The sequence below is a fragment of the Pseudomonas imperatae genome (genome assembly GCF_057128625.1).
Map to the genome: position 1 here is coordinate 79,588 of NZ_JBSKHP010000016.1, position 23,704 is coordinate 103,291.

The window sequence follows — 23,704 nt, forward strand, 5'->3', positions numbered from 1 at the left end:
TTGCACAGGTTTTGCGCTTGTCCCAAGCCGCCAAGGGCAATAACGTCCGCGTAATTCTGGCGGACGAACGGGTTTCCGCCTCGGCAAAAGAGGCTACTGTATGTACACCTGTAAATACAGGACCACTCATGAAATTTGAGTGGGACGAAGATAAGCCAAATCAACCTGCAAAAACATGGGATAGATTTCAACGATGTCCCAGAGCTATTCAACCATCCGCTTTTGACGATGCGCGACGATCGCTTCGGCTATCTGGAGGAGCGCTGGATCAGCCTGGGAGCGCTTCGAACGTTTGTCAGCGTGGTTGTTCACACCGAGCGGCGCCAAGGCATCATTCGAATCATTTCGGCACGCAAGGCCACTCGGCAGGAGGCAAAACGATATGTCCAAAGCATCAAGAACTGACTGGCAGCGACTCGCAGCCCAAACCGACGAGCAGATCGACACATCGGACGTTCCGGAACTGGGCGACGCTTTTTTCAAGAACGCAGAGCTGCACATCCCCCCCAAGCAAGCGGTCACAATACGCCTTGACGTGGATGTGCTGGAGTGGTTCAAGGATCAGGGCAGCGGTTACCAAACCCGCATAAATCAGCTACTGCGGCTGTATATGGAAGCGCACAAGCGCTAACGCCCCCCGTAGCAGCGGCCGCAGGCCGCGTCCACAGGCGCCGCGTTGCTGAAGAAAGCTGCCCAGATCAGTGACGTATGCACACCGACTTGGTTTCAGTGAACGCCTCCAGCCAATCGGCGCCAAAATCACGCCCGGTGCCCGACTGCTTGAAGCCACCAAACGGCATGTTGGCATCGATCAGCGTATGGCTGTTGACCCATACCGTGCCCGCTTCGATACGCGGGGTCAGGTTCATCGCCGCGTTCAGGTCGCGAGTCCACAGGCTGGCGGTCAGGCCGTAGTCGGAGTCGTTGGCCAGGGCCAGCGCCTGCTCCACGTCGTCCACGCGGCTCAGGCACAGCACCGGGCCGAACACTTCCTCGCGGGTCAGCTTGAGCTGGTCGTCGGGGTTGATCACCAGCGTCGGCGACACGTAGAAGCCATTGCCGTCCGGTGCCTTGGCGCCACTGATCAGCTCGGCATCCTGGCGGCGCGCGTCCTCCAGGTACGCCAGCACCTTGGCCTGGTGGGGCTGCGAGGCCAGCGGGTTGATCTGGAACGTCGGGTCCATGCCCGGGCCGACGCTCAGCCCCTTCACCGCCCCTTCGAACGCCGCCGCCACCTGGTCGAAGATCGGCGCCTCCACGTAGATGCGCGAACTGGCCGCGCACACCTGGCCCTGGTTGAGGAAGCTGCCCATCATCAGGCCTTCCACCACCTGCTGGATGTCGGCGTCCTTGAGCACGATGGCGGGGTTCTTGCCGCCCAGCTCCAACGTGATACGCGTCAGCCGATCGACAGCGCTCCTGGCGATACCCTTCCCGGTCGCCGTGGAGCCGGTAAAGCTGATTTTGCTGATCAACGGGTGGGTGCTCAGCACCCGGCCGCACACGCCGCCGCTGCCGGTCACCAGGTTGAACACGCCCGGCGGCACCCCGGCCTCGGTGGCCAGTTCGGCCATGCGCATCAGGGTCAGCGGGGTGATTTCCGACGGCTTGATGACGATGGAGCAGCCCGCCGCCAGCGCCGGCATCACCTTCCACATGCCAATCATCAGCGGGAAGTTCCACGGCACGATGCCGGCCACCACGCCCACCGGCTCCTTGCGGGTAAACGCGGTGTAGCGCGCGCCGTCCGGCACCGGGATGGACAAGTCCAGGGTGCGCCCCGACAGCTTGGTGGCCAGGCCTGCGGTGTAGCGCATCCAGTTCAGCGTGCTGCCCACCTCAAAAGCACGGGCGATGGCGATGGACTTGCCCTGCTCCAGGGTTTCCAGCTGCGCCAGCTCCTCGGCGTGCTGCTCCAGCAGGTCGGCGTAGCGCAGCAGGATGCGCTCGCGCTCGGCCGGCAGGCGCCGTGACCACACCCCGGAGGTGAAGGCCTTGTGGGCCGACTGGACCGCACGGTCTACATCGCTTGCGTCGGCGTCGGCGGTGGCGGCGATCTGTGCGCCGGTGGCCGGGTTGTACACCGGCAGGTTGCCTTCGCCGCGCGCGGCTACCCAGGCGCCGTCGATGTAGAGGCCGTGCTGGCGGCCGAGGAAGGCGGTGACACTGTCGAGGGGGTAAACGGTTTGACTGGCCATGGGGGGTGTCCTTGCTGAAAGGGGCGTGCGACCAGCTTAAGCAAACCGGCGAGGCGCCAGTTTCCCCTGCCTGCCAATTCAATTTCCCAGCCTGCCACACCCCCCGTAGCAGCGGCCACCAGGCCACGTCCGGCCACAACGCGGTCTTCCTGCAAAACCGTGGGACCTGGGACGCGGCCTGGGGCCGCTGCTACGGGGCCAAGCAACAATTGAGACACGGTATTGTATTTTTGATATTGTTTTTGTGTATCGCATTGTGATTATACTGAGCCCATCGGCCACCCCAGCCGCTCCAATAATCAGCCCGGCCACGATAGCCGGGCACACCCGTGAGGCCTGCCCATGCCTGCACTGCTTGTGGTCGAACAGGTGGACGCCGTCCGCCTGGTCACCCTCCACCGCCCCGAGGCGCTGAACGCGCTCAATACCCAACTGCTCGCCGAGCTGGCCGCAGCACTGAGCGACGCCGAGCAGTGCCCGGACACCCGCGCCGTGGTGCTGACCGGCAGCCGCAAGGCCTTTGCCGCCGGTGCCGACATCAAGGAAATGGCCGAACGCGACCTGGTGGGCATCCTCAATGACCCGCGCGTGGCCTCCTGGCAGCGCATCACCGCCTTCACCAAGCCCCTGGTCGCCGCCGTCAATGGCTATGCCCTGGGCGGCGGCTGCGAGCTGGCGATGCACGCCGACATCCTGATTGCCGGGCGCGACACGCTGTTTGGCCAACCGGAAATCAACCTCGGCATCATGCCCGGCGCCGGCGGCACCCAGCGTTTGTTGCGGGCCGTGGGCAAGTCCCTGGCCATGCAGATGGTGCTCACCGGCGAGCCCATCGGCGCCCGCCAGGCCCTGGAGGCCGGGCTGGTCAGCGAAATCACCGAGCCGGAATTCACCGTGGAACGCGCCCTGGCCATCGCCCGGCGCATTGCCGAGAAGGCGCCGCTGGCCGTGCGCCTGGCCAAGGAAGCGCTGCTCAAGGCCCAGGACACCGACCTTGCCAGCGGCCTGCGCTTCGAACGCCACGCCTTCACGCTGCTGGCCGGCACCCAGGACCGCGACGAAGGCATCCGCGCCTTCCAGGACAAGCGCCGCCCGCAGTTCCGCGGGCAGTAACCCATCCGTTCACCCTCCAGGGGCACCCCAGCCATGACCTTCGAAACCATCGTGTTCGCCATCGACGACGGCGTCGCCTTGCTCAGCCTCAACCGTCCCGAGCAACTCAACAGCTTCAACGCCCAGATGCACGGCGAGGTGCGCGAAGCCCTCAAGCGCGTGCGCCAGGACGCCAGCGTGCGCGTGCTGCTGCTGACCGGCGAAGGCCGCGGCTTCTGCGCAGGGCAGGACCTGGCCGACCGCAACGTCGCCCCCGGCGCCGACGCGCCGGATTTGGGCCAGTCCATCGAGCAGTTCTACAACCCGCTGATCCGCGCCCTGCGCGAGCTGCCGCTGCCGGTGGTTTGCGCGGTCAACGGCGTGGCCGCCGGCGCCGGCGCGAACATCCCGCTGGCCTGTGACCTGGTGCTGGCGGCGCGCTCGGCCAGCTTCATCCAGGCGTTCTGCAAGATCGGCCTGATCCCCGACTCGGGCGGCACCTGGGCGCTGCCACGACTTGTGGGCATGGCCCGCGCCAAGGCCCTGGCCCTGCTGGGCGAACGCCTGAGCGCCGAACAGGCCGAGCAATGGGGCCTGATCTACCGCTGCGTGGATGACGACGCGCTGCGCGACGAAGCGCTGAAACTGGCGCGCCACCTGGCCACCCAGCCCACCTACGGCCTGGCGCTGATCAAGCGCAGCCTCAACGCCAGTTTCGACAACAGCCTGGACCAGCAGTTGGAACTTGAACGCGACCTGCAACGCCTGGCCGGGCGCAGCCACGACTACCGCGAAGGCGTGGCCGCGTTCATGGCCAAGCGCCCCGCCGCGTTCAAGGGGAACTGAGCCATGGCCGCATTGCCCTTGTCCGCCGAAGTGGCGGTGATCGGCGCCGGTGCCATGGGCGCCGGCATCGCCCAGGTGGCCGCCCAGGCCGGGCACCCGGTGAAGCTCTACGACAACCGCACCGGCGCCGCCGCCCAGGCCATCGCCGCCATCGACCAGCGCCTGGGCCAGCGGGTGAAGGCCGGCAAGCTGGCCGACAGCGCCCGCCTCGCCTGCCTGGCCAACCTGCACGCCTGCGACGCCCTGCCCGCACTGGCCGACGCCCGCCTGGTGATCGAGGCCATCGTCGAGCAACTGGCGGTCAAGCGCCAACTGTTCGCCGAACTGGAGCGCCTGTGCGCGCCCGACTGCCTGCTGGCCAGCAACACCTCGTCGCTGTCCATCACCACCCTGGCGGCCGAGTTGGCACACCCCGAGCGCTTCGCCGGCCTGCATTTCTTCAACCCGGCGCCGGTGATGGCGCTGGTGGAAGTGGTCAGCGGCCTGGCCACCGCCGAGCACACCGCGCGCACCCTGCATGACACTGCCAGCGCCTGGGGCAAACGGCCGGTGCACACCCGCTCAACGCCGGGCTTTATCGTCAACCGCGTGGCCCGGCCGTTCTACGCCGAGAGCCTGCGCCTGCTGCAGGAAGGGGCCGCCGACAGCGCCACCCTCGACGCCCTGCTGCGCGAGGCCGGTGGCTTTGCCATGGGCGCCTTCGAGCTGACCGACCTGATCGGCCACGACGTCAATTACGCGGTGACCTGCTCGGTGTTCGACGCCTATTACCAGGACATGCGCTTCCAGCCCTCGCTGCTGCAGAAGGAGCTGGTGGACGCCGGGCGCCTGGGCCGCAAGAGCGGCCAGGGCTTCTACGACTACCGCGACGGCGCGCAACGGCCGCTGCCGCACACCCTGGCCAGCAGCGCCACGGTGCAGCACTGCGTGGCGGAAGGCCTGCCGCCGCTGCTCGACGGCCTGCTGGCACGCCTGGAAGCCCAGGGCGTGCAGGTGACCCGCCGCCCCGGCAACGGCCTGCTGCGCTGCGGCGACGCCGTGCTGGCCCTGTCCGACGGCCGCATGGCCAGCCAGCGCGCCCTGGACCACGGCCTGCAACACCTGGTGCTGCTGGACCTGGCCCTGGACTTTGCCACGGCCACGCGCATCGGCATCAGCCGGGCAGCCGCCACCTCGCCCGCCGCCATCGACCAGGCCGTGGCCCTGCTGAACCGCGCCGGCCTGGCCGTCAGCGCCCTCGCCGACAGCCCCGGCCTGTGCGTGCTGCGCACCGTGGCCATGCTCGCCAATGAAGGCGCCGACGCCGCGCTGCAAGGCGTGGCCTCGGCAGCCGACATCGACCTGGCCATGCGCGCCGGCGTCAATTACCCGCGCGGGCCGCTGGCCTGGGCCGACGCCCTGGGGCTGGACACGGTCGTGGCCGTGCTGCAGCACCTGCAGGCCGCCTACGGCGAAGAGCGCTACCGCCCCTCGTTGCTGCTGCGCCGCTGCCTGGCGCAAGGGAGAAACCTGCATGACTGAAGCCACCGCCCGCGACCTGGCCCAGCAATGCGCCATGGCGCTGCTGGAACGCGACAATGCCAGCCACGCCCTGGGCCTGCACCTGCTGGACGCCGACGCCGGCTACGCACAGCTGACCATGACCGTGCGCCCCGACATGCTCCAGGGCCACCGCACCTGCCACGGCGGCTTCATCTTCGCCCTGGCCGACTCGGCGTTCGCCGTGGCCTGCAACAGCTACGACCTGGCCACCGTGGCCCAGGGTTGCAGCATCGAGTACATCGGCGCGGTGCCGGTGGGCGACGTGCTTACCGCCACCTGCCACGAACTCAGCCGTCGCGGCCGCACCGGCACCTACGACGTGCGCATCGAAAACCAGAACGGCCAACTGATCGCCCTGTTCCGGGGCAAGTCCTACCAAGTGCGCGGCACCGTGCTGACGCCGGAGAACCCTCATGACTGATGCCCTTATCATCGACGCCGTGCGCACCCCCATCGGCCGCTACGGCGGCGCCCTCAGCGGCGTGCGCGCCGACGACCTGGGCGCCGTGCCCCTGCGCGCCCTGCTCGAGCGCCACCCGCAGGTGGACTGGAGCCAGGTGGACGACGTCATCTATGGCTGCGCCAACCAGGCCGGCGAGGACAACCGCAACGTGGCGCGCATGTCGGCGCTGTTGGCCGGCGTGCCGGTGAGCGTGCCCGGTACCACCCTCAACCGCCTGTGTGGCTCGGGGCTGGACGCGGTGGGCACGGCAGCGCGGGCGATTCGCAGCGGCGAGACCGGGCTGATGCTGGTGGGTGGCGTGGAATCCATGTCCCGCGCGCCACTGGTGATGGGCAAGGCCGAGACGGCGTTTTCGCGCCAGGCCGAGCTGTTCGACACCACCATCGGCTGGCGCTTCGTCAACCCGCTGATGCAGGCGCAGTACGGCATCGACTCGATGCCCGAGACCGCCGAGAACGTCGCCGCGCAGTTCAACATCAGCCGCGCCGACCAGGACGCCTTTGCCCTGCGCAGCCAGCAACGCGCCGCCGCCGCCCAGGCCAACGGGCGCCTGGCACGGGAAATCGTCGCGGTCAGTATCGCCCAGCGCAAGGGCCCGGCCAAAGTCGTAGAGCACGACGAGCATCCGCGCGGCGATACTACCCTTGAGCAACTGCACAAGCTGGGCACGCCGTTCCGCGCCAACGGCAGCGTCACCGCCGGCAACGCCTCGGGGGTCAACGACGGCGCCTGCGCGCTGCTGCTGGCAAGCCCGCAAGCAGCCGAGCGCTACCGCCTCAAGGCCCGTGGCCGGGTGCTGGCCATGGCCACCACCGGCGTCGAGCCGCGCATCATGGGCATCGGCCCGGTGCCCGCCACGCGCAAGGTGCTGGAGCGCGCCAACCTGGCCCTGGCCGACATGGACGTGATCGAACTCAACGAAGCCTTCGCCGCCCAGGGCCTGGCCGTGCTGCGTGAACTGGGCCTGGCCGACGACGACCCGCGGGTGAACCCCAACGGTGGCGCCATTGCCCTGGGCCACCCGCTGGGCATGAGCGGCGCGCGCCTGGTGACCACCGCCCTGCACCAGCTGGAACAGACCAATGGCCGCTACGCCCTGTGCACCATGTGCATCGGCGTCGGCCAGGGCATTGCCTTGATCATCGAACGCCTGTAAGCCTATGCACAGCCCGCCCTGCTGCGGGCCGGACACTCACACAAGAACAATTCGAGTGAAACCATGAACATGCACCTTGACCCTGAAGCCTTGCTGGACCCGTTCGAAACCGCCAGCGTCGACCAACTGCGCGAACACCAGCTGCAGCGCCTGCGCTGGAGCCTCACCCACGCCTACCAGAACGTGCCGCTGTACCGCCAGCGCTTCGACGCCCTGGGCCTGCACCCCGACGACCTGAAGTCGCTGGACGACCTGGGCCGCTTCCCCTTCACCGGCAAGAACGACCTGCGCGACAACTACCCCTACGGCATGTTCGCCGTGCCCCAGCACGAGGTGGTGCGCCTGCACGCCTCCAGCGGCACCACCGGCAAGCCCACCGTGGTGGGCTACACCCAGAACGACATCGACACCTGGGCCAACATCGTCGCCCGCTCGATTCGCGCCGCCGGCGGCAAGCGCGGCGACAAGGTGCACATTTCCTACGGCTACGGCCTGTTCACTGGCGGCCTGGGCGCCCACTACGGCGCCGAGCGCCTGGGCTGCACGGTGATCCCCATGTCGGGTGGGCAGACCGAGAAACAGGTGCAGCTGATCCGTGACTTCAACCCCGACATCATCATGGTCACGCCCTCGTACATGCTCAACATCGCCGACGAGATCGAGCGCCAGGGCATCGACCCGCAGAAACTTGCCCTGCGCCTGGGCATCTTCGGCGCCGAACCCTGGACCGACGAGTTGCGCGGCGCCATCGAGCGCCGCCTGGGCATCGTCGCCCAGGACATCTATGGCCTGTCGGAGATCATGGGCCCGGGCGTGGCCATGGAATGCGCCGACAGCCGCGGCCACCCGACTATCTGGGAAGACCACTTCTACCCGGAAATCATCGACCCGGTCACCGGCCAGGTGCTGCCCGACGGCCAGTTCGGCGAGCTGGTGTTCACCTCCCTGAGCAAGGAGGCCCTGCCGATGATCCGCTACCGCACCCGCGACCTCACCCGGCTGTTGCCCGGCAGTGGCCGGCCGATGCGGCGCATGGACAAGATCACCGGGCGCAGCGACGACATGCTGATCATCCGCGGGGTCAACGTGTTCCCCACCCAGGTGGAAGAGCAGGTGCTGAAAATCAAACAGCTCAGCGAATGCTACGAGATGCACCTGTATCGCAACGGCAACCTCGATTCGGTGGACGTCCACGTGGAACTGCGCCCCGAACAGCAGCACCTCGACACTGCCCAGCAGCAGGCCGTGTGCAACGAGCTGAGCAAGCAGATCAAGACCTACATCGGCATCAGCACCCGCGTGCTGCTGCAGCCGCTGCACTCCCTCAAGCGCTCGGAAGGCAAGGCCGCCCACGTCTTCGACAAACGCCAGTAACCCCGTAGCAGCGGCCGCAGGCCGCGTCCTTCCCCTCACCCCGCGGTGTACCTGCTGCACCGCAGCGCCCATGACGCGGCCTTGCGGCCGCTGCTACGGGATTCGTTTGCCTCGGAAACGTGATACGGAAATTTATTTGATACGCATATTTTGTATTTGATATTTAATTCTGTATCACTTATAAAATAGCCATGCCCCCTCATGGCGGAGACCCTTCATGTACGCACAGCTAGTGGAAACCGGCGTCAAGCGCCTCAAGACCCTCGACGAGATGGACGCCCAGGAACGCGCCTTCCAGGCACGTATCGACGCTGAAATCAAGATTGAAGCCAAGAACTGGATGCCCGACGCCTACCGGCAAACCCTGATTCGCCAGATCTCCCAGCACGCCCACTCGGAAATCGTCGGCATGCTGCCCGAAGGCAACTGGGTCACCCGCGCGCCGACGCTCAAGCGCAAGCTGCAGTTGATGGCCAAGATCCAGGACGAAGCCGGCCACGGCCTGTACCTGTACAGCGCCATGGAAACCCTAGGCGCCGATCGCGATACAGAAATTGCCAAGATGCACGCCGGCAAGGCCAAGTATTCGAGCATCTTCAACTACCCCACCCTGAGCTGGGCCGACATGGGCGCGGTAGGCTGGCTGGTGGATGGCGCCGCCATCGTCAACCAGGTGGTGCTGCAGCGCACCTCCTACGGCCCCTACGCCCGGGCCATGGTGCGCATCTGCAAGGAAGAGAGCTTCCACCAGCGCCAGGGCTACGAAATGCTCCTGACCATGATGCGCCACGGCACCCAGGCCCAGAAGGACATGGTGCAGGACGCCATCAACCGCCTGTGGTGGCCGGCACTGATGATGTTCGGCCCCAGCGACGAACACTCGCCCAACAGCGCCCAGTCCATGGCCTGGAAAATCAAGCGCCAGGGCAACGACGAACTGCGCCAGCGCTTCGTCGACCAGACCATCCCGCAACTCGAACTGCTGGGCTGCACCTGCCCCGACCCGGAGCTGAAATGGAACGCCGAGACCGGCCATTACGACTTCGGTGCCATCCAGTGGGATGAATTCCACGAAGTGCTCAAGGGCAACGGCCCGTGCAACGCCGAACGCGTCTCCACCCGCAAGCAGGCCATCGAGGACGGCGCCTGGGTGCGCCAGGCCGCCGTGGCCCACGCCCGCAAACATCACAACAAGAACGCCGCCTGAGCTGGAGAAACCCCATGTCCGACTGGACCCTGTTCGAAGTCTTCGTGCGCAGCAAGCACGGCCTCAACCACAAGCACGTGGGCAGCGTGCACGCCGCCGATGCAGTCATGGCCATCGAGAACGCCCGCGAGCTGTACACCCGACGCAGCGAAGGCGTGAGCCTGTGGGTGGTGCCCTCGGCGCTGATCACCGCCTCCTCGCCGGACGACAAGGAGCCGCTGTTCGACCCGGCCGACGACAAGGTCTACCGCCACGCCAGCTTCTACGAACTGCCGCCCGAAGTGGGGCACATGTGAGGCCGACCATGAGCATCGAACACGACCTGACCCATTACCTGCTGCACCTGGGTGACAGCGCCCTGATCCAGGGCCAGCGCCTGAGCCAGTGGATCGGCCACGCGCCGGCACTGGAAGAAGAACTGGCCCTGGCCAACGTCGGCCTCGACCTGATCGGCCAGGCGCGCCACTGGCTGGAGTACGCCGCCGAGCGCCTGGCCGATGGCCGCGATGCCGACGCCCTGGCTTTCCTGCGCAACGAACGCGAGCTGCGCAACCTGCTGCTGGTGGAACAGCCCAACGGCGATTACGCGGTAACCATGCTCAAGCAGTTCTTCTACGACGCCTGGCATTTGCAGGTGCTGCACGGGCTTGCCGGTACCAGCGACGCGCGCATCGCCGGCATCGCCGCCAAGGGCCTGAAAGAGGTGACCTACCACCTGCGCCGCTCCGCCGAGTGGGTGGAGCGCCTGGGCGACGGCACCGAGGAAAGCCACGCGCGCATGCTGGCGGCGCTGCCCAAGGTCTGGCGCTTCACCGTGGAACTGGTCAACCCCAGCGCCGCCGAGCAGCGCCTGGCGGCCGCCGGGCTGATCGGCGACCCCCTGGAGGTCGCAGCGGCGTGGCGCGCCAAGGTCGCCGACGTGTTCGCCCGCGCCACCCTGCCGCTGCCCGAGCCCGCCAGCCCGTTCTACCTCGACGGCCGCGAGGGCCTGCACAGCGAACACCTGGGCCTGCTGCTGGCCGAAATGCAATACCTGCCGCGAGCCTACCCCGATGCAACCTGGTGAGCTGATCGTCAGCGACCGGGGCGCTCGGCCGCAACAGGCCGGCGACCTGGCCCAGGCCTGGGCCGTGCTGGACCAGGTCATGGACCCGGAGGTGCCGGTGGTCAGCGTGGTGGCCCTGGGCATCGTCCGCGACCTGGCCTGGGAGGCCGGGCATCTGCAGGTGGTGGTCACCCCCACCTACTCCGGCTGCCCGGCCACCGAGGTGATCGAGGGCGACATTCGCGACGCCCTGGAACAGGCCGGTTTCCCCGCCCCCAGCCTGCAACGCCAGCTGACCCCGGCCTGGACCACCGACTGGATCACCCCCCAGGGCCGCGAGCAGCTACGCGCCTACGGCATCGCCCCGCCCGAAGGCAGCACCAGCAAGCGCACGCTGCTGGGCCAGGCGCCGCAGGTGTTGTGCCCGCAGTGCGGCAGCGCCCACACCGAGCTGCTCAGCCAGTTCGGCTCCACGGCCTGCAAGGCGCTGTACCGCTGCGTCGAATGCCGCGAGCCGTTCGACTATTTCAAGTGCATCTGATGGCTACCGGAGAACAACAATGAGCCAGTTCCACAGCCTGACCATCAAGCAGGTCCGCGCCGAGACCCGCGACGCGGTGTCTATCGTGTTCGACGTGCCGGCCCACCTGCAGGACGAATTCCGCTACACCCAGGGCCAGCACCTGGTCATGCGCACCCAGCTGGATGGCGAGGAAGTGCGCCGCTCCTACTCCATCTGCACCGGGGTCAACGACAACGAGCTGCGGGTGGCGATCAAGCAGGTGGCCGGCGGGCGTTTTTCCGCCTACGCCAACCAGCACCTGCAGGCTGGCCACCAGCTTGAGGTGATGCCGCCCGCCGGCGAGTTCAGCGTGCCGCTGGACCCGGCGCGCCACGGCAGCTACCTGGCGGTGGCGGCCGGCAGCGGCATCACGCCGATCCTGTCGATCATCAAGACCACCCTGGAACACGAGCCCCACAGCCGCGTCACCCTGCTGTACGGCAACCGCTCCAGCTCCGGGGCGCTGTTCCGCGAGCAGCTGGAAGACCTCAAGAACCGCTACCTGCAACGCCTGAACCTGGTGTTCGTGTTCAGCCGCGAGCAGCAGGACGTGGACCTGTACAACGGCCGCATCGACGCCGCCAAGTGCCAGCAACTGTTCAGCCGCTGGGTCGACGTGAAAACCCTGGACGCCGCGTTCATCTGCGGCCCCCAGGCCATGACCGAGACCGTGCGCGACCAGCTCAAGGCCCATGGCATGGCCGCCCAGCGCATCCACTTCGAGCTGTTCGGCGTGGCCGACGACGGCCACAAGCGCGAGGCCCGCGAAGCGGCGCGGCAACTGGACTCGGCGGTAAGCCAGGTCACCGTGATCAGCGACGGCCGCGCCCTGGCCTTCGACCTGCCGCGCAACACCGTCAGCGTGCTGGACGCCGGCAACGCCATCGGCGCCGAGCTGCCCTATTCGTGCAAGGCCGGGGTGTGCTCGACCTGCAAGTGCAAGGTCATCGAGGGCGAGGTGGAGATGGACGCCAACCATGCCCTGGAGGACTACGAAGTGGCGGCGGGTTATGTCCTGTCCTGCCAGACCTTCCCCCTCAGCCAGAAAGTCGTCCTCGATTTCGACCAAGTCTGACACCCCCGTAGCAGCGGCCGCAGGCCGCGTCCCCTGCCACCACGGTGCCCCCTGACGCCGCCTGGCGGCAGCTGCTACGGGCTCATGCCCTGTTTGTTTGTGGAGATGCCTGATGACCCCCACCCTGCAATCCTTCATCGCCGGCCGCTGGGTCGGCCAGCACGGCGCGCAAACCCTGCGCAGTGCCCTCAACGGCCAGCCCCTGGCGCGCACCCACGAGGACACCCTCGACTTCGCCGAAGCCGTGGACCACGGCCGCCGCGTCGGCAACCATAGCCTCGCCGCCCTTGACTTTCAGCAGCGCGCCCAGCGCCTCAAGGCCCTGGCGCTGTACCTGGCCGAGCGCAAGGAACAGCTCTACGCCCTGTCCCACCACAGCGGCGCCACCCGCGCCGACAGCTGGATCGACATTGAGGGCGGCAACGCCACGCTGTTCAGCTACGCCGGCATCGGCAGCCGCGAGCTGCCGTCGGGCAACGTGGTGCACGAAGGCCCGGCGTTCCCCCTGGGCAAGCTTGGCCAATTCGCCGGCAGCCACATCCTGGTGCCACGCGGCGGCCTGGCGGTGCACATCAACGCCTTCAACTTCCCCATCTGGGGCATGCTGGAAAAGTTCGCGCCGTGCTTCCTTGCCGGCATGCCCTGCGTGGTCAAGCCGGCCACGGCCACCAGCTACCTGACCGAAGCGGTGGTGCGGCTGATGGATGAGTCCGGCCTGTTGCCCGCCGGCAGCCTGCAGCTGGTGATCGGCAGCACCGGCGACCTGCTCGACCGCCTGCAAGGCCAGGACCTGGTGACCTTCACCGGCTCCGCCGACACCGCCGCCAAGCTGCGCGTCACGCCCAACCTGATCCGCCATTCGGTGCCTTTCACCGCCGAGGCCGACTCGCTGAACTGCGCCATCCTGGCCCCGGACGTGACCCCGGACGACGAAGAGTTCGAGCTGTACGTGAAGGAAGTGGTGCGCGAAATGACCACCAAGGCCGGGCAGAAGTGCACCGCCATCCGCCGCACCATCGTCCCGCGCCAACACCTGGACGCGGTGGCCACGCGCATTCGCGAGCTCCTGGCCAAAGTGGTGGTCGGTGACCCCGCGGTGGAAGGCGTACGCATGGGCGCCCTGGCCTCCCACGCCCAGCAGCGTGACGTCGGCGAGCGCCTGGCGCTGCTGCAGCAAAGCTGCGACACCCTGTTCGGCACCGCCGACGGCTTCAGCCCGCGTGGCGAGGGCGTGGCCGAGGGCGCGTTCTTCGCCCCCACCCTGCTGCTGGCCCGCGACGCCCACGCCGAAGGCGGCGCCCATGACATCGAGGCGTTCGGCCCGGTGAGCACGCTGATGGCCTACGACGACCTGGATGAAGCCCTGGTGCTGGCCGCCCGCGGCAAAGGCAGCCTGGTCGCCAGCCTGGTCACCAGGAGCCCGCAGATTGCTGCCAAGGCCATCCCGGCCGCAGCCGCCTGGCATGGCCGCCTGTTGGTGCTGGACCGCCACGCTGCCGTCGAATCCACCGGCCACGGCTCACCGCTGCCGCAGCTCAAGCACGGCGGGCCGGGGCGTGCCGGCGGTGGTGAAGAGCTGGGCGGCCTGCGCGCCGTCAAGCACTACCTGCAACGCGCGGCCATCCAGGGTTCGCCGACCATGCTGGCGGCCATCACTGGCGAGTACGTGCGCGGCGCCGACGTCATCGAAACCGAAGTGCACCCGTTCCGCCGGCACTTCCAGGACCTGCAAATCGGCGAGTCGCTGCTCACCCACCGGCGCACCGTCACCGAGGCCGATCTGGTGAACTTCGGCTGCCTGTCCGGCGACCATTTCTACATGCACTTCGACGAGCTGGCGGCGCGCCGCTCGCAGTTCGGCCAACGCATCGCCCACGGGTACTTCGTGCTGTCGGCCGCCGCCGGGCTGTTCGTCTCCCCGGGCGAAGGGCCGGTGCTGGCCAACTATGGCCTGGACACCCTGCGCTTCATCAACCCGGTGGCCATCGGCGACACCATCCGCGCACGGCTGACCTGCAAACGCAAGATCGACCAGGGCAAGCAGAGCCCGCAGGGCATCCCGCAGGGGGTGGTGGCCTGGGACGTGGAAGTCACCAACCAGCGCGATGAAGTGGTGGCCAGCTACGACATCCTGACCCTGGTGGTGAAGCGCGAAGGCTGAACCTTGGTGGGAGCTGGCTTGCCAGCGAGCTTTTGAGGCACGAAAAGCTCGCTGGCAAGCCAGCTCCCACCTGATGTTCGCGCCCCAATTGTTACCGTCACGGTCGCTGCGGGGGCCGTGATGGTGCATTCAGAAACATCTTGCAACACTCTCACGGACGAGAGCTTTCCCAGGCCTGTTGAAACCGCTCTAGTTCAGGGTTTTCAACAGGTTACTACGCCTACTCACAACCGGCACGGCAATTGCAATTTCAGTCCCAACCCTCATCCAGCAGGTTGCCTGATGCAGCAGTTTTTTCAGTCCGCCGACATGTCCGAACACGCCAGCCACCTCACCGGCTGGGACCAGCGCTATGACCAGCTGAGCAGCGGCCCGCTGGACGCCGCGCTGTGGGTGCGCGACGTCGGCGCCATCCGCCTGTTCCGCGAGCGGCTGAGCCAGGCCGCGATCCAGCACATGCAGCTGCCGCGCGACCACCTCAACCTGATTCTGCCGCTGGTGTGGCCACAGGGCGGCAGCGAGCAGAAATGGCTGCTCGATGGCCTCAACCTGCTGCCCAACCAGCGTGAATTTCGCACCGTCACCGGCGCCGGCATGGACGTGCTGGGGCTGTCCATTCCCTACGCCGAACTGGCCGATGTGCTGAGCGACGCCACCCTGGCCCGCTGTCGCGCCAGCCAGGCGGTGCAGGGCGTGGCCCTGCCGGCGTTGGCCCACCGGGGTGCCTGCCGCGAACTGGTGGCGTTGCTGGGCAGCCACGCCGACCAGTGCATCAAGCCGCGGCTGCTGGAACTGACCGCCAGCCTGCTCGGCGCGCTGGACGGACAGCCCAGCCACCAGCCCAGCTTCACCACCCGCCAGTACATCGTGCAGCGTTGCCACGAGCTGGTGATGGAAGACCCCCACGGCACCGCCAGCCTGGTGGAGCTGTGCAGGCGCCTGAAGATTTCCCGGCGCACGTTGCAGTACAGCTTCCAGAGCGTCGCCGACGTCAACCCCGTGCAGTACCTGCGCTCGGTGCGCCTCAACGAGGCACGCCGCGCCCTCACCCGCCAACCCCAGGCGCGCATCAGCGACATTGCCGCGCAATGGGGGTTCGAGCACACCAGCTACTTCTGCAGCCAGTACCACAAGCTGTTCGGCGAAAAACCCTCCGACCGCCGCAGACCCAGCCCCCCGTAACAACAACTGTCTTTGTGGGAGCTGGCTTGCCAGCGAGTTTTTAGGGCCTCGACAGCTCGCTGGCAAGCCAGCTCCCACAACAGCCGCACCTCAGCCCCCCTCGCAGTTATACCGGGTATGCACCACTATCTGCGTAAACCCCGGCGCCGCGCGGCTGCCTTCCACCGCGCCGCGTATCCAGCGCGCCGCCGCGGCCAGCTCACCGGCGAAGTCGTGGGAAATGACGTAGTCCATCACCCCGCTTTCCAGCATCGCCCGGGTGTGCACTGTCAGCTCATGGCCGACGAAGATCGGCCGCTGCGCAACTGGCACCGTGGCGATGGCCTGGGCCACGCCGCGGTTGGCGCCGGCCACGTTGTAGATGGCCGCCGGGTAGTCATGCTTGGAGAAATAGCGCATCAGTTGGTCGGTGGTGGTCTGCGGGCGATCGTCGGACATCATTCGTTCATCGATCTTCAGGTACGGAAAATCCGCCCGCAGCACCCGCCGGAAGCCCATCTCGCGCTCCTGCTGGCAACGAAACGGCATGCTGTTCACCAGCAGGATCTTCGCCGGCGCACGCGGCAGCCCATTGCCTATCAATACACCCGCCACGCTGCCGGCGGCGTACTGGTCGTTGCCCACGTAGGCGCTGCGGTTGGAGTTGGGCAAATCGGTGGTCAGGCACACCACGGCAACGCCCTGCCCACATAGCGTGCGAATGGCGCGGTTGATGGCCGGGTGCTCGCGCGACACCACGATCACGCCGTCGGCCGACGCCCCTTCGGCCTGCACGCGGTCGGCGAAGGCCGCCGGGTCGACCTGGCTGGTGGGCACGTACACGCCCTGCACCACTACCCCCGGCATCGAGCTGTTCACCACCGCCTCGGCCTGGGCCAGGGTGGCGTTGAAGGTCTCGCCCGAATCGCAGAACAGCTTGATCTGCAACGTGGCGCGGCCCTCGGCCAGGTCGTGGCGCAGTTTCTCCAGCGCCGCCAGCACCTTCAGGCGCGTGCCCTCGCGCACGCCGGGGCGGTTGTTCAGCACCCGGTCCACGGTGGCCGGCCCCACCCGCGCGACCCGGGCGATGTCCTGCACCTTGGGGCCCTTCCATACCTGTCCCGGTGTTGCGCCGCCCATGCCATCTCCCCGTTGATGTATTTCCCATCAAGAATAGGCCTATGGCTCAACTATTCCAGCACCTGGCGAAAAAACCCTCACGCCTGATTTGATTGAAATCACATCAGAAAGTGACCTTCGTGCTCGTTGCCGGCTGGTTTGGCGCTGCTGATAATCGGCCCACAACAACCACAACAAACCGATCAGGTACGCGAACATGAGCATACGCATCGCCGTCATTGGCGCCGGCATCATGGGCCAGGATCACGCCCGCATCATCGCCCGCGAGGTGCCCGGGGCCACCCTGCAATTGATCTGCGACCCCTCCCCTGGCCGTGCCCGCGCCGTGGCCGACCAGTTCGGCGCCGTCGACGCCAGCCACGACCCACTGCACGCCATCGCCCGCGCCGACGTCGACGCGGTGATCATCGCCAGCCCCGACGACACCCACGCCTCGCTGGCCATGGCCGCCATCAGCGCCGGCAAACCGGCCCTGTGCGAAAAACCCCTGTCGCAGAGCCCGGACGAGTGCCTGGCGGTGATCGACCGGGAGACGTCCCTGGGCCGCCAATTCATCCAGCTGGGCTTCATGCGCCGCTTCGACCCCTCTTATCGGGAAATGAAGCACGCCCTGGACACCGGCCTGATCGGCCGCGCGGTGATGATGCACAACTTCCACCGCAACGTCGAAGCGCCGGCCAACTTCAGCGGGCAGATGGCAATCAGCAACTCCGCCCCCCACGAGTTCGACGTGGCGCGCCACGTGCTGGGCACCGAGTACAGCGCCATCGCCGTGTTCCAGCCCGCCCGCAGCTCCAGCACAGGCGTCGGTGCGCCGGTGTTCATGGTGCTGGAAACCCGCGACGGCCACCTGGTGAACATCGAGGTCAACAACAACGCCGCCTACGGCTACGACGTGCGCGGCGAACTGGTGGGCGAGCAAGGCTCCATCGAGCTGGCGGCGCCGGTGCAGGCCCGCGTCAACCGCCACCTGCACGGCGGCCACCGTTACGCCGCCGACTGGCGCCCGCGCTTTGCCGACGCCTACCGCTTGCAGGACCAGGCGTTTCTTGAGTTCGTCACCACCGGCGTGTTCCCCGCCCAGGCGGCCAACGCCTGGGACGGCTACTGCGCCGCCAGCGTGGCCCAGGCCGGCATCCAGGCCCTGAACGAGGGCCGCCGGGTCACCCTGCACAGCCTCGCCACCCCTGCCCTTTACCTGCCACGCCAAGGAGCACGTCCATGAAACTGGGATTCGTCACCGACAGCCTGGGCGGCGTGCCCTTCCAGGACGTGCTCGACCACGCGCAACGCCTGGGAGTCTCGGGCCTGGAGATCAACACCGGCGGCTGGTCCACGGCGCCGCACTTCAACCTGGCGCAGATGCTCGGCAGCACCGCCTCACGCCGCGAGCTCAAGCGCAGCTTCGAGACGCGCAACCTGGAGATCATCGCCCTCAACGCCAACGGCAACCCGCTGCACCCCACCCAACCCGAACAGGGCCAATGCCTGAAGGACACTATTCGCGTGGCCGGCGAGCTGGGGGTCAAGACCGTGTGCACCATGTCCGGCCTGCCCGAAGGCCAGGCCGGCGACCGCATGCCCAACTGGGTGGTGGCGTCGTGGCCGCCGGAAACCCAGGCCATCCTGCGCTACCAATGGCAGGAGCGGCTGCTGCCGTTCTGGGCGGAGATCGCCGCGCTGGCCAAGGAAAACGGCGTCGAGCGCATCGCCCTCGAGCTGCACGGCAGCCAGTGCGTGTACAACGTGCGCTCGCTGCTGCAACTGCGCGCGGCCATCGGCCCGCTGATCGGCGCCAACCTCGACCCCTCGCACCTGTTCTGGATGGGCGCCGACCCGTTGGCGGCCGCCGAAGCCCTGGGCGAGGCGATTTACCACGTGCACGCCAAGGACACCCTGCTCAACACCCCGGTGCAAGCGGTCGACTCGCTGCTGGAAAACGGCTCGCTGATGGACATTGCGGCGCGCAGCTGGTCGTACATCACCCTCGGCTTCGGCCATGGCGAGCAGTGGTGGCGGCAGTTCTGCTACCGCCTGAAAATGGCCGGCTATGACGGCTGGCTGTCGGTGGAGCACGAAGACGTGCTGCTCAACAGCCTTGAGGGCCTGGAGAAATCCATCGCCCTGCTGCAAGGCGTGATGCCGGTCGCCGCCGCCGACTTCAAGCCCCAGGCCATCTGACCTAAACCACGCCGTGGCGGGCAACCCTGGACGGGCGGTGTCCAGGGTTGCACACGCCACCCATCGCCCGCAGAATGGCTCGTCATGCCGCAGCCGCTTCCGCGAGGTTCTTTCTTGTACGCCAAATCCCTGCATATCTACGACTTCAAATGCTACGGCAAGGCGGTCCTGCGCCTGCAGTACCCGGGGCGTACTGGCAAGGGCGTGTCGGCGTTGAAGAATGTCAACCTGATACTGGGAGACAATGGCGGCGGCAAATCTTCCATCCTGCGGGCGCTGGCCATCGCCGCACTGGCGCCGGCGCTCCTGGACTCCGGTTTCGTACCGTACCGCCTGGTACGGCGGCCGGCCCTGGGGCAGGCCCCGGTCAAGGAATGCCTGCTGAAAATCGAGGCCGTGGCCACCGGCGAAGACTACTCGCCAGCCGCCCCCCGCAGCCGCAAGCTCGAACTGCTGGCGCGCCTCGAACCCCGCGGCCCGAAAGGCAGCCAGGACCGCCTGCACCTCGACAGCACCCCCGACTCCCCCATCGCCCGCCTGCTGGAGGACGACACGTCGCCGGCATTTTTCATGGTGGGCTATGGCGCAACGCGCCGGGTCGAGACCGATGACTATTCGCCCAGCAGCGCGCGCCGTTCCCGCGGCCTGCGCTACCAGCGCCTGGCCGGGCTGTTCGAAGACCAGGTGGCGCTGCGGCCGTTGCAGCCGTGGCTGGGAAAACTGCAATCGCGCAACCCACAGCGGTTCAACCGGGTGATCAACCTGCTCAACAGCGTGCTGCCGGGCAACGTCTGCTTCACCGGCGAGCAGGATGAAGAAGACGAGCAATACCTGTTCCTGTTCGATGGCGTGCCGACCCCATTCACCTCGCTTTCCGATGGCTACAAGGCCTTCATCGGCTGGGTGACCGACCTGCTGGGGCACCTCTGCGACGTGACGCCCGAGGGCAAGGCCATCGACGAGATTCCCGGCATCGTGCTGGTGGACGAGATCGACCTGCACCTGCACCCGGAATGGCAACGCAGCGTCGTGCCCTCCCTGGCCGCCGCCTTCCCGCAGCTGCAGTTTGTGTTCACCTCCCACAGCCCGCTGGTGGCCAGCACGGTAAAACGCGAGAACGTGTTCATCACCGACACCGCGCCCGGCGGCACCGCCACCGTCCGGCAGCTGGAAGAGCACGTCTACGGCAGAAGCATGGAGCAACTGCTGCTGTCCTCCTACTTCGGCATGCAGACCACGCGCCCGGAGGCCTTCCAGGCGGACGGCGAACAACTGTTCCGCAAGGCTGCCGAGGGCGACGCGAACGCCGCGCTGGATTTCCTGGCCCAGCTTACCCAAGCCGCGCCGTTACCTTCCGACCCGGATGAACGCAAGGGTGGGAAGCGGCAGGAATGATCAAATACTCCATCACACCGGCAGCCCTGGAGGATGCGATCGAAGCGGCTGTGCCCCGATGGTCGAGCAACGCCGCCAAACGCGCCCGCAAGCTGGTGCAACTGGGGGCTTTCCAGGAGAAAACCTCGATCTGGAGCCAGGTGAAACCTGTCTACATGAAGGTGCAGTTCAACAAGTGCGTGTTTTGCGAGCGACAATTCGAGAGCCCCCAGTACGGGACCATCGAGTTTGACCTTGAGCATTTTCGGCCGAAGTCATCTGTCCTGGCGTGGCCGGATCCCAGGAAGCACCCGCAGCTCGCCTATTCAGTCGCGATGGGGGACGCAGCACCAGCAGGTTATTTCTGGCTAGCCTATGACCCACTCAACTATGCCGCGTCCTGCAAGGTGTGCAACACCACGTTCAAGCTCAACTATTTCCCCGTCGCAGGCCCGCGTGGCGCGGTCAATTCGACGACAGCCGAGCTTGCGGCCGAAGCACCGTACCTGTGCTATCCCCTCGGCGCCGATGGCGAAGACCCGGAAACCCTGGTCACCTTCATCGCCACCGTTGCAGTTCCAGCCCAGGCCGATGGCCCCGGGCGGTTGCGCGGGCAGATCATCATCGACTTCTTCGGGCTCAATAAGCGCGAACAACTGCACCGTGACCGGGCACGCATGCTGGCCCTGTTCGGCCCTGCACTGCTGGCGCAGGCCCAAGGCACCGCCAGCGCCTCGGACCTGCGGCTCATCGCCAGCATGACCGAGGCCAATCTGCCGCATTGCAGCTGCTTGCGCGCCTACAAGCAGCTATGGGCACGCGATGCCGCGCTTGCCCAACGGGTCTTCGAGCAGTGCCGCGAATACATGTTTAGCGAGGCAGGCACTGCGCCTCCTTACGACCACGATCGCGCCGCAAGCATCGGCTGAACCGGCGGCCTAGCCCGCTGCCCGATAACGCTCGGCCGGCTGCGCCTGGCGCAGATTCGACAGCAGCAACCGCCGCGCGCCATCCAGCGCGTCCCAGCGGTCGGCCACGTGCAGCGGCGGAATGGTCACCAGTTCACGGCGGTCGTAGCCCACCAGCGCGGCGTCCACCAGGTCTTCGACTTCCATCACCTCGGGCAAGGTGCTGATGTCGATGCCCGAGTGCTGCCAGATCTCGGTGCGGGTGGCGGCGGGCAGCACGGCCTGCACGTACACGCCCTTGGACCCCAGTTCCAGGTGCAGGCCCTGGGACAGGAACAGCACGAAGGCCTTGGTGGCGCCGTAGACGGTCATGTTCAGTTCCGGGGCCAGCCCCACCACCGAGCCAATGTTGACGATGGCGCCTTCACCCGTGCGCGCCAGGCGCGGGGCTATGGCGGCTGCCAGGCGGGTCACCGCGGTGACGTTGAGGGCCAGCAGGCTGTCGATGGCGGCGGCGGTTTGTTGGGTGAAGCCGCCTGACTGCCCGGCGCCGGCGTTGTTGATCAGCACGCCAATGGTGGCGTCTTCGGCCAGGCGTTGCTCCACGCGCGCCAGGTCTTGGGCCTGCGTCAGGTCGGCCTGCAGCACATCGATGTTGACGCCGCTTTCGTCACGCAAGCGGGCCGCCAGGGCATCCAGGCGCTCCTTGTTGCGGGCCACCAGCACCAGGTCGTGGCCGCGGCGGGCGAAACGTTGTGCATAGGTGGCGCCGATTCCGCTGGACGCACCGGTGATCAAAACAGCTGGAAGCTTGCTCATGAGGTCCTGCTCCTGGGTTGGACGTGCTGGGTTAGTATTGAATTTATGATGATGACTGAAATCTAAACCGTCAAGCATTTTGATGTCAACCAACATCAATGTATACTGACGGGCAGTCACTCCCCCATTTGTGCAGGCACGAACATGAAGGTCACCAAGGCCCAGGCGCAGGCCAACCGCGCGCACATTGTCGCCACCGCCGCCACCCTGTTCCGCGAGCGCGGCTACGACGGCGTCAGCGTGGCCGACCTGATGGGCGCCGCCGGTTTCACCCATGGCGGCTTCTACAAGCATTTCCGCTCCAAGGCCGACCTGATGACCGAGGCCGCGGCTTGTGGTTTCGCCCAGACCGAGGCGCGCACCGGCACGGCCGAGCGCGCGGCGTTGATCAAACAGTACCTGTCGCGCGAGCACCGCGACGGACCCGGTGATGGCTGCACCATGGCCGCGCTGTCGGCCGATGCGTCGCGCCAGCCGGCGGAGGTGAAAGAGGTGTTCGGGCAAGCGATCGAGCGCTCGCTGGAGCAGGCGCAAGGTGAAGCCGCGCGGGCCAGGCGCATCAACGAGATGGCGCACCTGGTGGGGGCCATCCTGCTGTCCAGGGCGTGCCCGGACGATTCGGCGCTGGCGGACGAGATTCTGCAGGCGTGTTGCGCGCAGGCGTTGGCGGGGTTGGCTTCGTAGTGCGTGGACGCGGCCTGCGGCCGCTGCTACAGGGGGCAAAAAACTGCGTTGCATTGAGGGCCTCAACAGCTCGCTGGCAAGCCAGCTCCCACAACGGTGTTTCACATCCCCTGTAGCAGCGGCCGCAGGCCGCGTCCGGGACGTTACTGGCCCCCCACGCGGTACACGCTGATCAGCACTTCATGCTCGCTGATGCCATCGATGGTGCCGGTGAAGATGTAGTCGTTCAGCCACGCATGGGCCCCCGGCGCGGTCTTGAACGACGGCACGGTGCGGCAGTAGAAATCACTCTCCTGCATATCCTTGATCGCAAGGCCCTTGGCCTTTTTCGCCAGTCCCGACTCGTTGAGACGCCAGATGCCGGCGTTGTTGATGATGATCACCTGGCCGTCGTCGGTCTTGAGCCGGTACAGGGCGTTGATGTGGGTGACGCCGTCGTCGCGGGTCACCGACATGTCGGCGCCGCCCGGCACCACGGTGCCCTTCATGCCCTTGCCGGTGAAGGTGCCGCCGATGATCGGGTAGTTGATGCGCGCGCCGTCCGGGCCCTTGCCCATGTCTTCCTGGGGGCCGAGCTGGACGTCGATCTGCATCACCAGCTCGTGGGTCAGGCGGTCAGGAATACGTTCCTTGAGTTCAGCCGCCATGGACGGCGCAGCCAGGGCAGCCGCGAAGGCGATGCCGGTCAGGGTCTTGAAAGTAGTAAGCATTGTATT

General features: G+C 67.0%; 23 protein-coding genes and 1 pseudogene. 20 read left to right on the top strand and 4 right to left on the bottom strand.

Annotated elements, in window-relative coordinates; all coding sequences use genetic code 11:
- Positions 1 to 128: 128 nt before the first annotated feature.
- Together ACWKWX_RS20375 and ACWKWX_RS20380 are read left to right on the top strand one after the other, a co-directional pair.
- Positions 129 to 405 (top strand): annotated as a pseudogene (locus ACWKWX_RS20375) (BrnT family toxin).
- Positions 383 to 631: a BrnA antitoxin family protein gene (locus ACWKWX_RS20380; protein WP_416424132.1), complete on the top strand. Its 249-nt coding sequence runs from the start codon at positions 383 to 385 to the stop codon at positions 629 to 631. Before ACWKWX_RS20375 ends, ACWKWX_RS20380 begins: the two are co-directional and overlap by 23 nt.
- Before the next feature lie 67 nt (positions 632 to 698).
- Here the strand turns inward: ACWKWX_RS20380 and ACWKWX_RS20385 are convergent, their stop codons facing one another.
- A complete protein-coding gene (locus tag ACWKWX_RS20385; protein WP_483828712.1) occupies positions 699 to 2,198 on the bottom strand; it encodes an aldehyde dehydrogenase family protein in 1,500 nt (499 codons plus the stop codon).
- Positions 2,199 to 2,540: 342 nt separating this feature from the next.
- Here ACWKWX_RS20385 and paaF point away from each other — a divergent pair, with 342 nt between their 5' ends.
- The 13 genes from paaF to ACWKWX_RS20450 all read left to right on the top strand — a co-directional run bounded on the left by paaF (position 2,541) and on the right by ACWKWX_RS20450 (position 15,903).
- Positions 2,541 to 3,311: a 2,3-dehydroadipyl-CoA hydratase PaaF gene (gene paaF, locus ACWKWX_RS20390; protein WP_483828713.1), complete on the top strand. Its 771-nt coding sequence runs from the start codon at positions 2,541 to 2,543 to the stop codon at positions 3,309 to 3,311.
- Positions 3,312 to 3,344: 33 nt separating this feature from the next.
- On the top strand, positions 3,345 to 4,136 hold the full coding sequence (gene paaG / locus ACWKWX_RS20395; protein WP_483828714.1) for a 2-(1,2-epoxy-1,2-dihydrophenyl)acetyl-CoA isomerase PaaG: 792 nt from the start codon (positions 3,345 to 3,347) through the stop codon (positions 4,134 to 4,136).
- Positions 4,137 to 4,139: 3 nt separating this feature from the next.
- On the top strand, positions 4,140 to 5,657 hold the full coding sequence (gene paaH, locus ACWKWX_RS20400; protein ID WP_483828715.1) for a 3-hydroxyacyl-CoA dehydrogenase PaaH: 1,518 nt from the start codon (positions 4,140 to 4,142) through the stop codon (positions 5,655 to 5,657).
- A complete protein-coding gene (paaI, locus tag ACWKWX_RS20405) occupies positions 5,650 to 6,099 on the top strand; it encodes a hydroxyphenylacetyl-CoA thioesterase PaaI (protein WP_416424127.1) in 450 nt (149 codons plus the stop codon). The genes paaH and paaI overlap by 8 nt, the downstream gene beginning before the upstream one ends.
- Complete coding sequence (gene pcaF / locus ACWKWX_RS20410) at positions 6,092 to 7,297, top strand: 3-oxoadipyl-CoA thiolase (RefSeq protein ID WP_483828716.1); 1,206 nt, start codon at positions 6,092 to 6,094, stop codon at positions 7,295 to 7,297. The genes paaI and pcaF overlap by 8 nt, the downstream gene beginning before the upstream one ends.
- Positions 7,298 to 7,360: 63 nt before the next feature.
- Positions 7,361 to 8,671, top strand: a complete 1,311-nt coding sequence (gene paaK / locus ACWKWX_RS20415; RefSeq protein WP_483828717.1) for a phenylacetate--CoA ligase PaaK — start codon at positions 7,361 to 7,363, stop codon at positions 8,669 to 8,671.
- A 217-nt stretch (positions 8,672 to 8,888) separates the two neighbouring features.
- Positions 8,889 to 9,878, top strand: a complete 990-nt coding sequence (gene paaA, locus ACWKWX_RS20420) for a 1,2-phenylacetyl-CoA epoxidase subunit PaaA (protein ID WP_416424124.1) — start codon at positions 8,889 to 8,891, stop codon at positions 9,876 to 9,878.
- Between the two features lie 14 nt (positions 9,879 to 9,892).
- Entirely contained in the window at positions 9,893 to 10,174 is a 282-nt protein-coding gene (paaB, locus tag ACWKWX_RS20425) for a 1,2-phenylacetyl-CoA epoxidase subunit PaaB (RefSeq protein WP_416424123.1), read from the top strand.
- Positions 10,175 to 10,182: 8 nt separating this feature from the next.
- A complete protein-coding gene (gene paaC, locus ACWKWX_RS20430) occupies positions 10,183 to 10,944 on the top strand; it encodes a 1,2-phenylacetyl-CoA epoxidase subunit PaaC (RefSeq protein WP_483828718.1) in 762 nt (253 codons plus the stop codon).
- Positions 10,931 to 11,464, top strand: coding sequence for a 1,2-phenylacetyl-CoA epoxidase subunit PaaD (paaD, locus tag ACWKWX_RS20435; RefSeq protein ID WP_416424121.1), 534 nt, complete (start codon positions 10,931 to 10,933; stop codon positions 11,462 to 11,464). Before paaC ends, paaD begins: the two co-directional genes overlap by 14 nt.
- 19 nt (positions 11,465 to 11,483) lie before the next feature.
- Entirely contained in the window at positions 11,484 to 12,560 is a 1,077-nt protein-coding gene (gene paaE, locus ACWKWX_RS20440; protein WP_483828719.1) for a 1,2-phenylacetyl-CoA epoxidase subunit PaaE, read from the top strand.
- A gap of 112 nt (positions 12,561 to 12,672) precedes the next feature.
- The gene (gene paaZ, locus ACWKWX_RS20445) at positions 12,673 to 14,721 is read left to right on the top strand and encodes a phenylacetic acid degradation bifunctional protein PaaZ (protein WP_483828720.1); all 2,049 of its coding nucleotides are present in this window, start codon (positions 12,673 to 12,675) and stop codon (positions 14,719 to 14,721) included.
- Between the two features lie 282 nt (positions 14,722 to 15,003).
- On the top strand, positions 15,004 to 15,903 hold the full coding sequence (locus tag ACWKWX_RS20450; protein WP_483828721.1) for a helix-turn-helix domain-containing protein: 900 nt from the start codon (positions 15,004 to 15,006) through the stop codon (positions 15,901 to 15,903).
- 90 nt (positions 15,904 to 15,993) lie between these two features.
- On the opposite strand, the gene ACWKWX_RS20455 is transcribed toward ACWKWX_RS20450, so the two are convergent.
- Positions 15,994 to 17,022, bottom strand: a complete 1,029-nt coding sequence (locus ACWKWX_RS20455) for a LacI family DNA-binding transcriptional regulator (RefSeq protein WP_473006588.1) — start codon at positions 17,020 to 17,022, stop codon at positions 15,994 to 15,996.
- Between the two features lie 196 nt (positions 17,023 to 17,218).
- On the opposite strand from ACWKWX_RS20455, the gene ACWKWX_RS20460 reads away from it, so the two are divergent.
- The 4 genes from ACWKWX_RS20460 (at position 17,219) to ACWKWX_RS20475 (ending at position 21,506) form a co-directional block, all read left to right on the top strand.
- Complete coding sequence (locus tag ACWKWX_RS20460) at positions 17,219 to 18,247, top strand: Gfo/Idh/MocA family oxidoreductase (RefSeq protein ID WP_483828722.1); 1,029 nt, start codon at positions 17,219 to 17,221, stop codon at positions 18,245 to 18,247.
- A complete protein-coding gene (locus ACWKWX_RS20465; protein ID WP_483828723.1) occupies positions 18,244 to 19,203 on the top strand; it encodes a sugar phosphate isomerase/epimerase family protein in 960 nt (319 codons plus the stop codon). Before ACWKWX_RS20460 ends, ACWKWX_RS20465 begins: the two co-directional genes overlap by 4 nt.
- Positions 19,204 to 19,317: 114 nt before the next feature.
- A complete protein-coding gene (locus ACWKWX_RS20470) occupies positions 19,318 to 20,598 on the top strand; it encodes an AAA family ATPase (RefSeq protein ID WP_483828724.1) in 1,281 nt (426 codons plus the stop codon).
- A complete protein-coding gene (locus ACWKWX_RS20475) occupies positions 20,595 to 21,506 on the top strand; it encodes a hypothetical protein (protein WP_483828725.1) in 912 nt (303 codons plus the stop codon). Before ACWKWX_RS20470 ends, ACWKWX_RS20475 begins: the two co-directional genes overlap by 4 nt.
- A gap of 9 nt (positions 21,507 to 21,515) precedes the next feature.
- On the opposite strand, the gene ACWKWX_RS20480 is transcribed toward ACWKWX_RS20475, so the two are convergent.
- A complete protein-coding gene (locus tag ACWKWX_RS20480; protein WP_483828726.1) occupies positions 21,516 to 22,304 on the bottom strand; it encodes an SDR family NAD(P)-dependent oxidoreductase in 789 nt (262 codons plus the stop codon).
- Positions 22,305 to 22,448: 144 nt separating this feature from the next.
- Here ACWKWX_RS20480 and ACWKWX_RS20485 point away from each other — a divergent pair, with 144 nt between their 5' ends.
- Positions 22,449 to 22,988: a TetR family transcriptional regulator gene (locus tag ACWKWX_RS20485; protein ID WP_483828727.1), complete on the top strand. Its 540-nt coding sequence runs from the start codon at positions 22,449 to 22,451 to the stop codon at positions 22,986 to 22,988.
- A 143-nt stretch (positions 22,989 to 23,131) separates the two neighbouring features.
- On the opposite strand, the gene ACWKWX_RS20490 is transcribed toward ACWKWX_RS20485, so the two are convergent.
- Positions 23,132 to 23,698 carry a DUF3237 domain-containing protein gene (locus tag ACWKWX_RS20490; RefSeq protein WP_416424109.1) on the bottom strand — a complete coding sequence of 189 codons (567 nt, stop codon included), beginning with the start codon at positions 23,696 to 23,698 and terminating at the stop codon, positions 23,132 to 23,134.
- Between the last annotated feature and the right edge of the window lie 6 nt (positions 23,699 to 23,704).

What these genes read in the sequence shown, in the direction of transcription:
- ACWKWX_RS20380 (WP_416424132.1), top strand. Translation starts at nt 383, where the DNA reads ATGTCCAAAGCATCAAGAACTGACTGGCAGCGACTCGCAGCCCAAACC.
- ACWKWX_RS20385 (WP_483828712.1), bottom strand. Translation starts at nt 2,198, where the DNA reads ATGGCCAGTCAAACCGTTTACCCCCTCGACAGTGTCACCGCCTTCCTC.
- paaF (WP_483828713.1), top strand. Translation starts at nt 2,541, where the DNA reads ATGCCTGCACTGCTTGTGGTCGAACAGGTGGACGCCGTCCGCCTGGTC.
- paaG (WP_483828714.1), top strand. Translation starts at nt 3,345, where the DNA reads ATGACCTTCGAAACCATCGTGTTCGCCATCGACGACGGCGTCGCCTTG.
- paaH (WP_483828715.1), top strand. Translation starts at nt 4,140, where the DNA reads ATGGCCGCATTGCCCTTGTCCGCCGAAGTGGCGGTGATCGGCGCCGGT.
- paaI (WP_416424127.1), top strand. Translation starts at nt 5,650, where the DNA reads ATGACTGAAGCCACCGCCCGCGACCTGGCCCAGCAATGCGCCATGGCG.
- pcaF (WP_483828716.1), top strand. Translation starts at nt 6,092, where the DNA reads ATGACTGATGCCCTTATCATCGACGCCGTGCGCACCCCCATCGGCCGC.
- paaK (WP_483828717.1), top strand. Translation starts at nt 7,361, where the DNA reads ATGAACATGCACCTTGACCCTGAAGCCTTGCTGGACCCGTTCGAAACC.
- paaA (WP_416424124.1), top strand. Translation starts at nt 8,889, where the DNA reads ATGTACGCACAGCTAGTGGAAACCGGCGTCAAGCGCCTCAAGACCCTC.
- paaB (WP_416424123.1), top strand. Translation starts at nt 9,893, where the DNA reads ATGTCCGACTGGACCCTGTTCGAAGTCTTCGTGCGCAGCAAGCACGGC.
- paaC (WP_483828718.1), top strand. Translation starts at nt 10,183, where the DNA reads ATGAGCATCGAACACGACCTGACCCATTACCTGCTGCACCTGGGTGAC.
- paaD (WP_416424121.1), top strand. Translation starts at nt 10,931, where the DNA reads ATGCAACCTGGTGAGCTGATCGTCAGCGACCGGGGCGCTCGGCCGCAA.
- paaE (WP_483828719.1), top strand. Translation starts at nt 11,484, where the DNA reads ATGAGCCAGTTCCACAGCCTGACCATCAAGCAGGTCCGCGCCGAGACC.
- paaZ (WP_483828720.1), top strand. Translation starts at nt 12,673, where the DNA reads ATGACCCCCACCCTGCAATCCTTCATCGCCGGCCGCTGGGTCGGCCAG.
- ACWKWX_RS20450 (WP_483828721.1), top strand. Translation starts at nt 15,004, where the DNA reads ATGCAGCAGTTTTTTCAGTCCGCCGACATGTCCGAACACGCCAGCCAC.
- ACWKWX_RS20455 (WP_473006588.1), bottom strand. Translation starts at nt 17,022, where the DNA reads ATGGGCGGCGCAACACCGGGACAGGTATGGAAGGGCCCCAAGGTGCAG.
- ACWKWX_RS20460 (WP_483828722.1), top strand. Translation starts at nt 17,219, where the DNA reads ATGAGCATACGCATCGCCGTCATTGGCGCCGGCATCATGGGCCAGGAT.
- ACWKWX_RS20465 (WP_483828723.1), top strand. Translation starts at nt 18,244, where the DNA reads ATGAAACTGGGATTCGTCACCGACAGCCTGGGCGGCGTGCCCTTCCAG.
- ACWKWX_RS20475 (WP_483828725.1), top strand. Translation starts at nt 20,595, where the DNA reads ATGATCAAATACTCCATCACACCGGCAGCCCTGGAGGATGCGATCGAA.
- ACWKWX_RS20480 (WP_483828726.1), bottom strand. Translation starts at nt 22,304, where the DNA reads ATGAGCAAGCTTCCAGCTGTTTTGATCACCGGTGCGTCCAGCGGAATC.
- ACWKWX_RS20485 (WP_483828727.1), top strand. Translation starts at nt 22,449, where the DNA reads ATGAAGGTCACCAAGGCCCAGGCGCAGGCCAACCGCGCGCACATTGTC.
- ACWKWX_RS20490 (WP_416424109.1), bottom strand. Translation starts at nt 23,698, where the DNA reads ATGCTTACTACTTTCAAGACCCTGACCGGCATCGCCTTCGCGGCTGCC.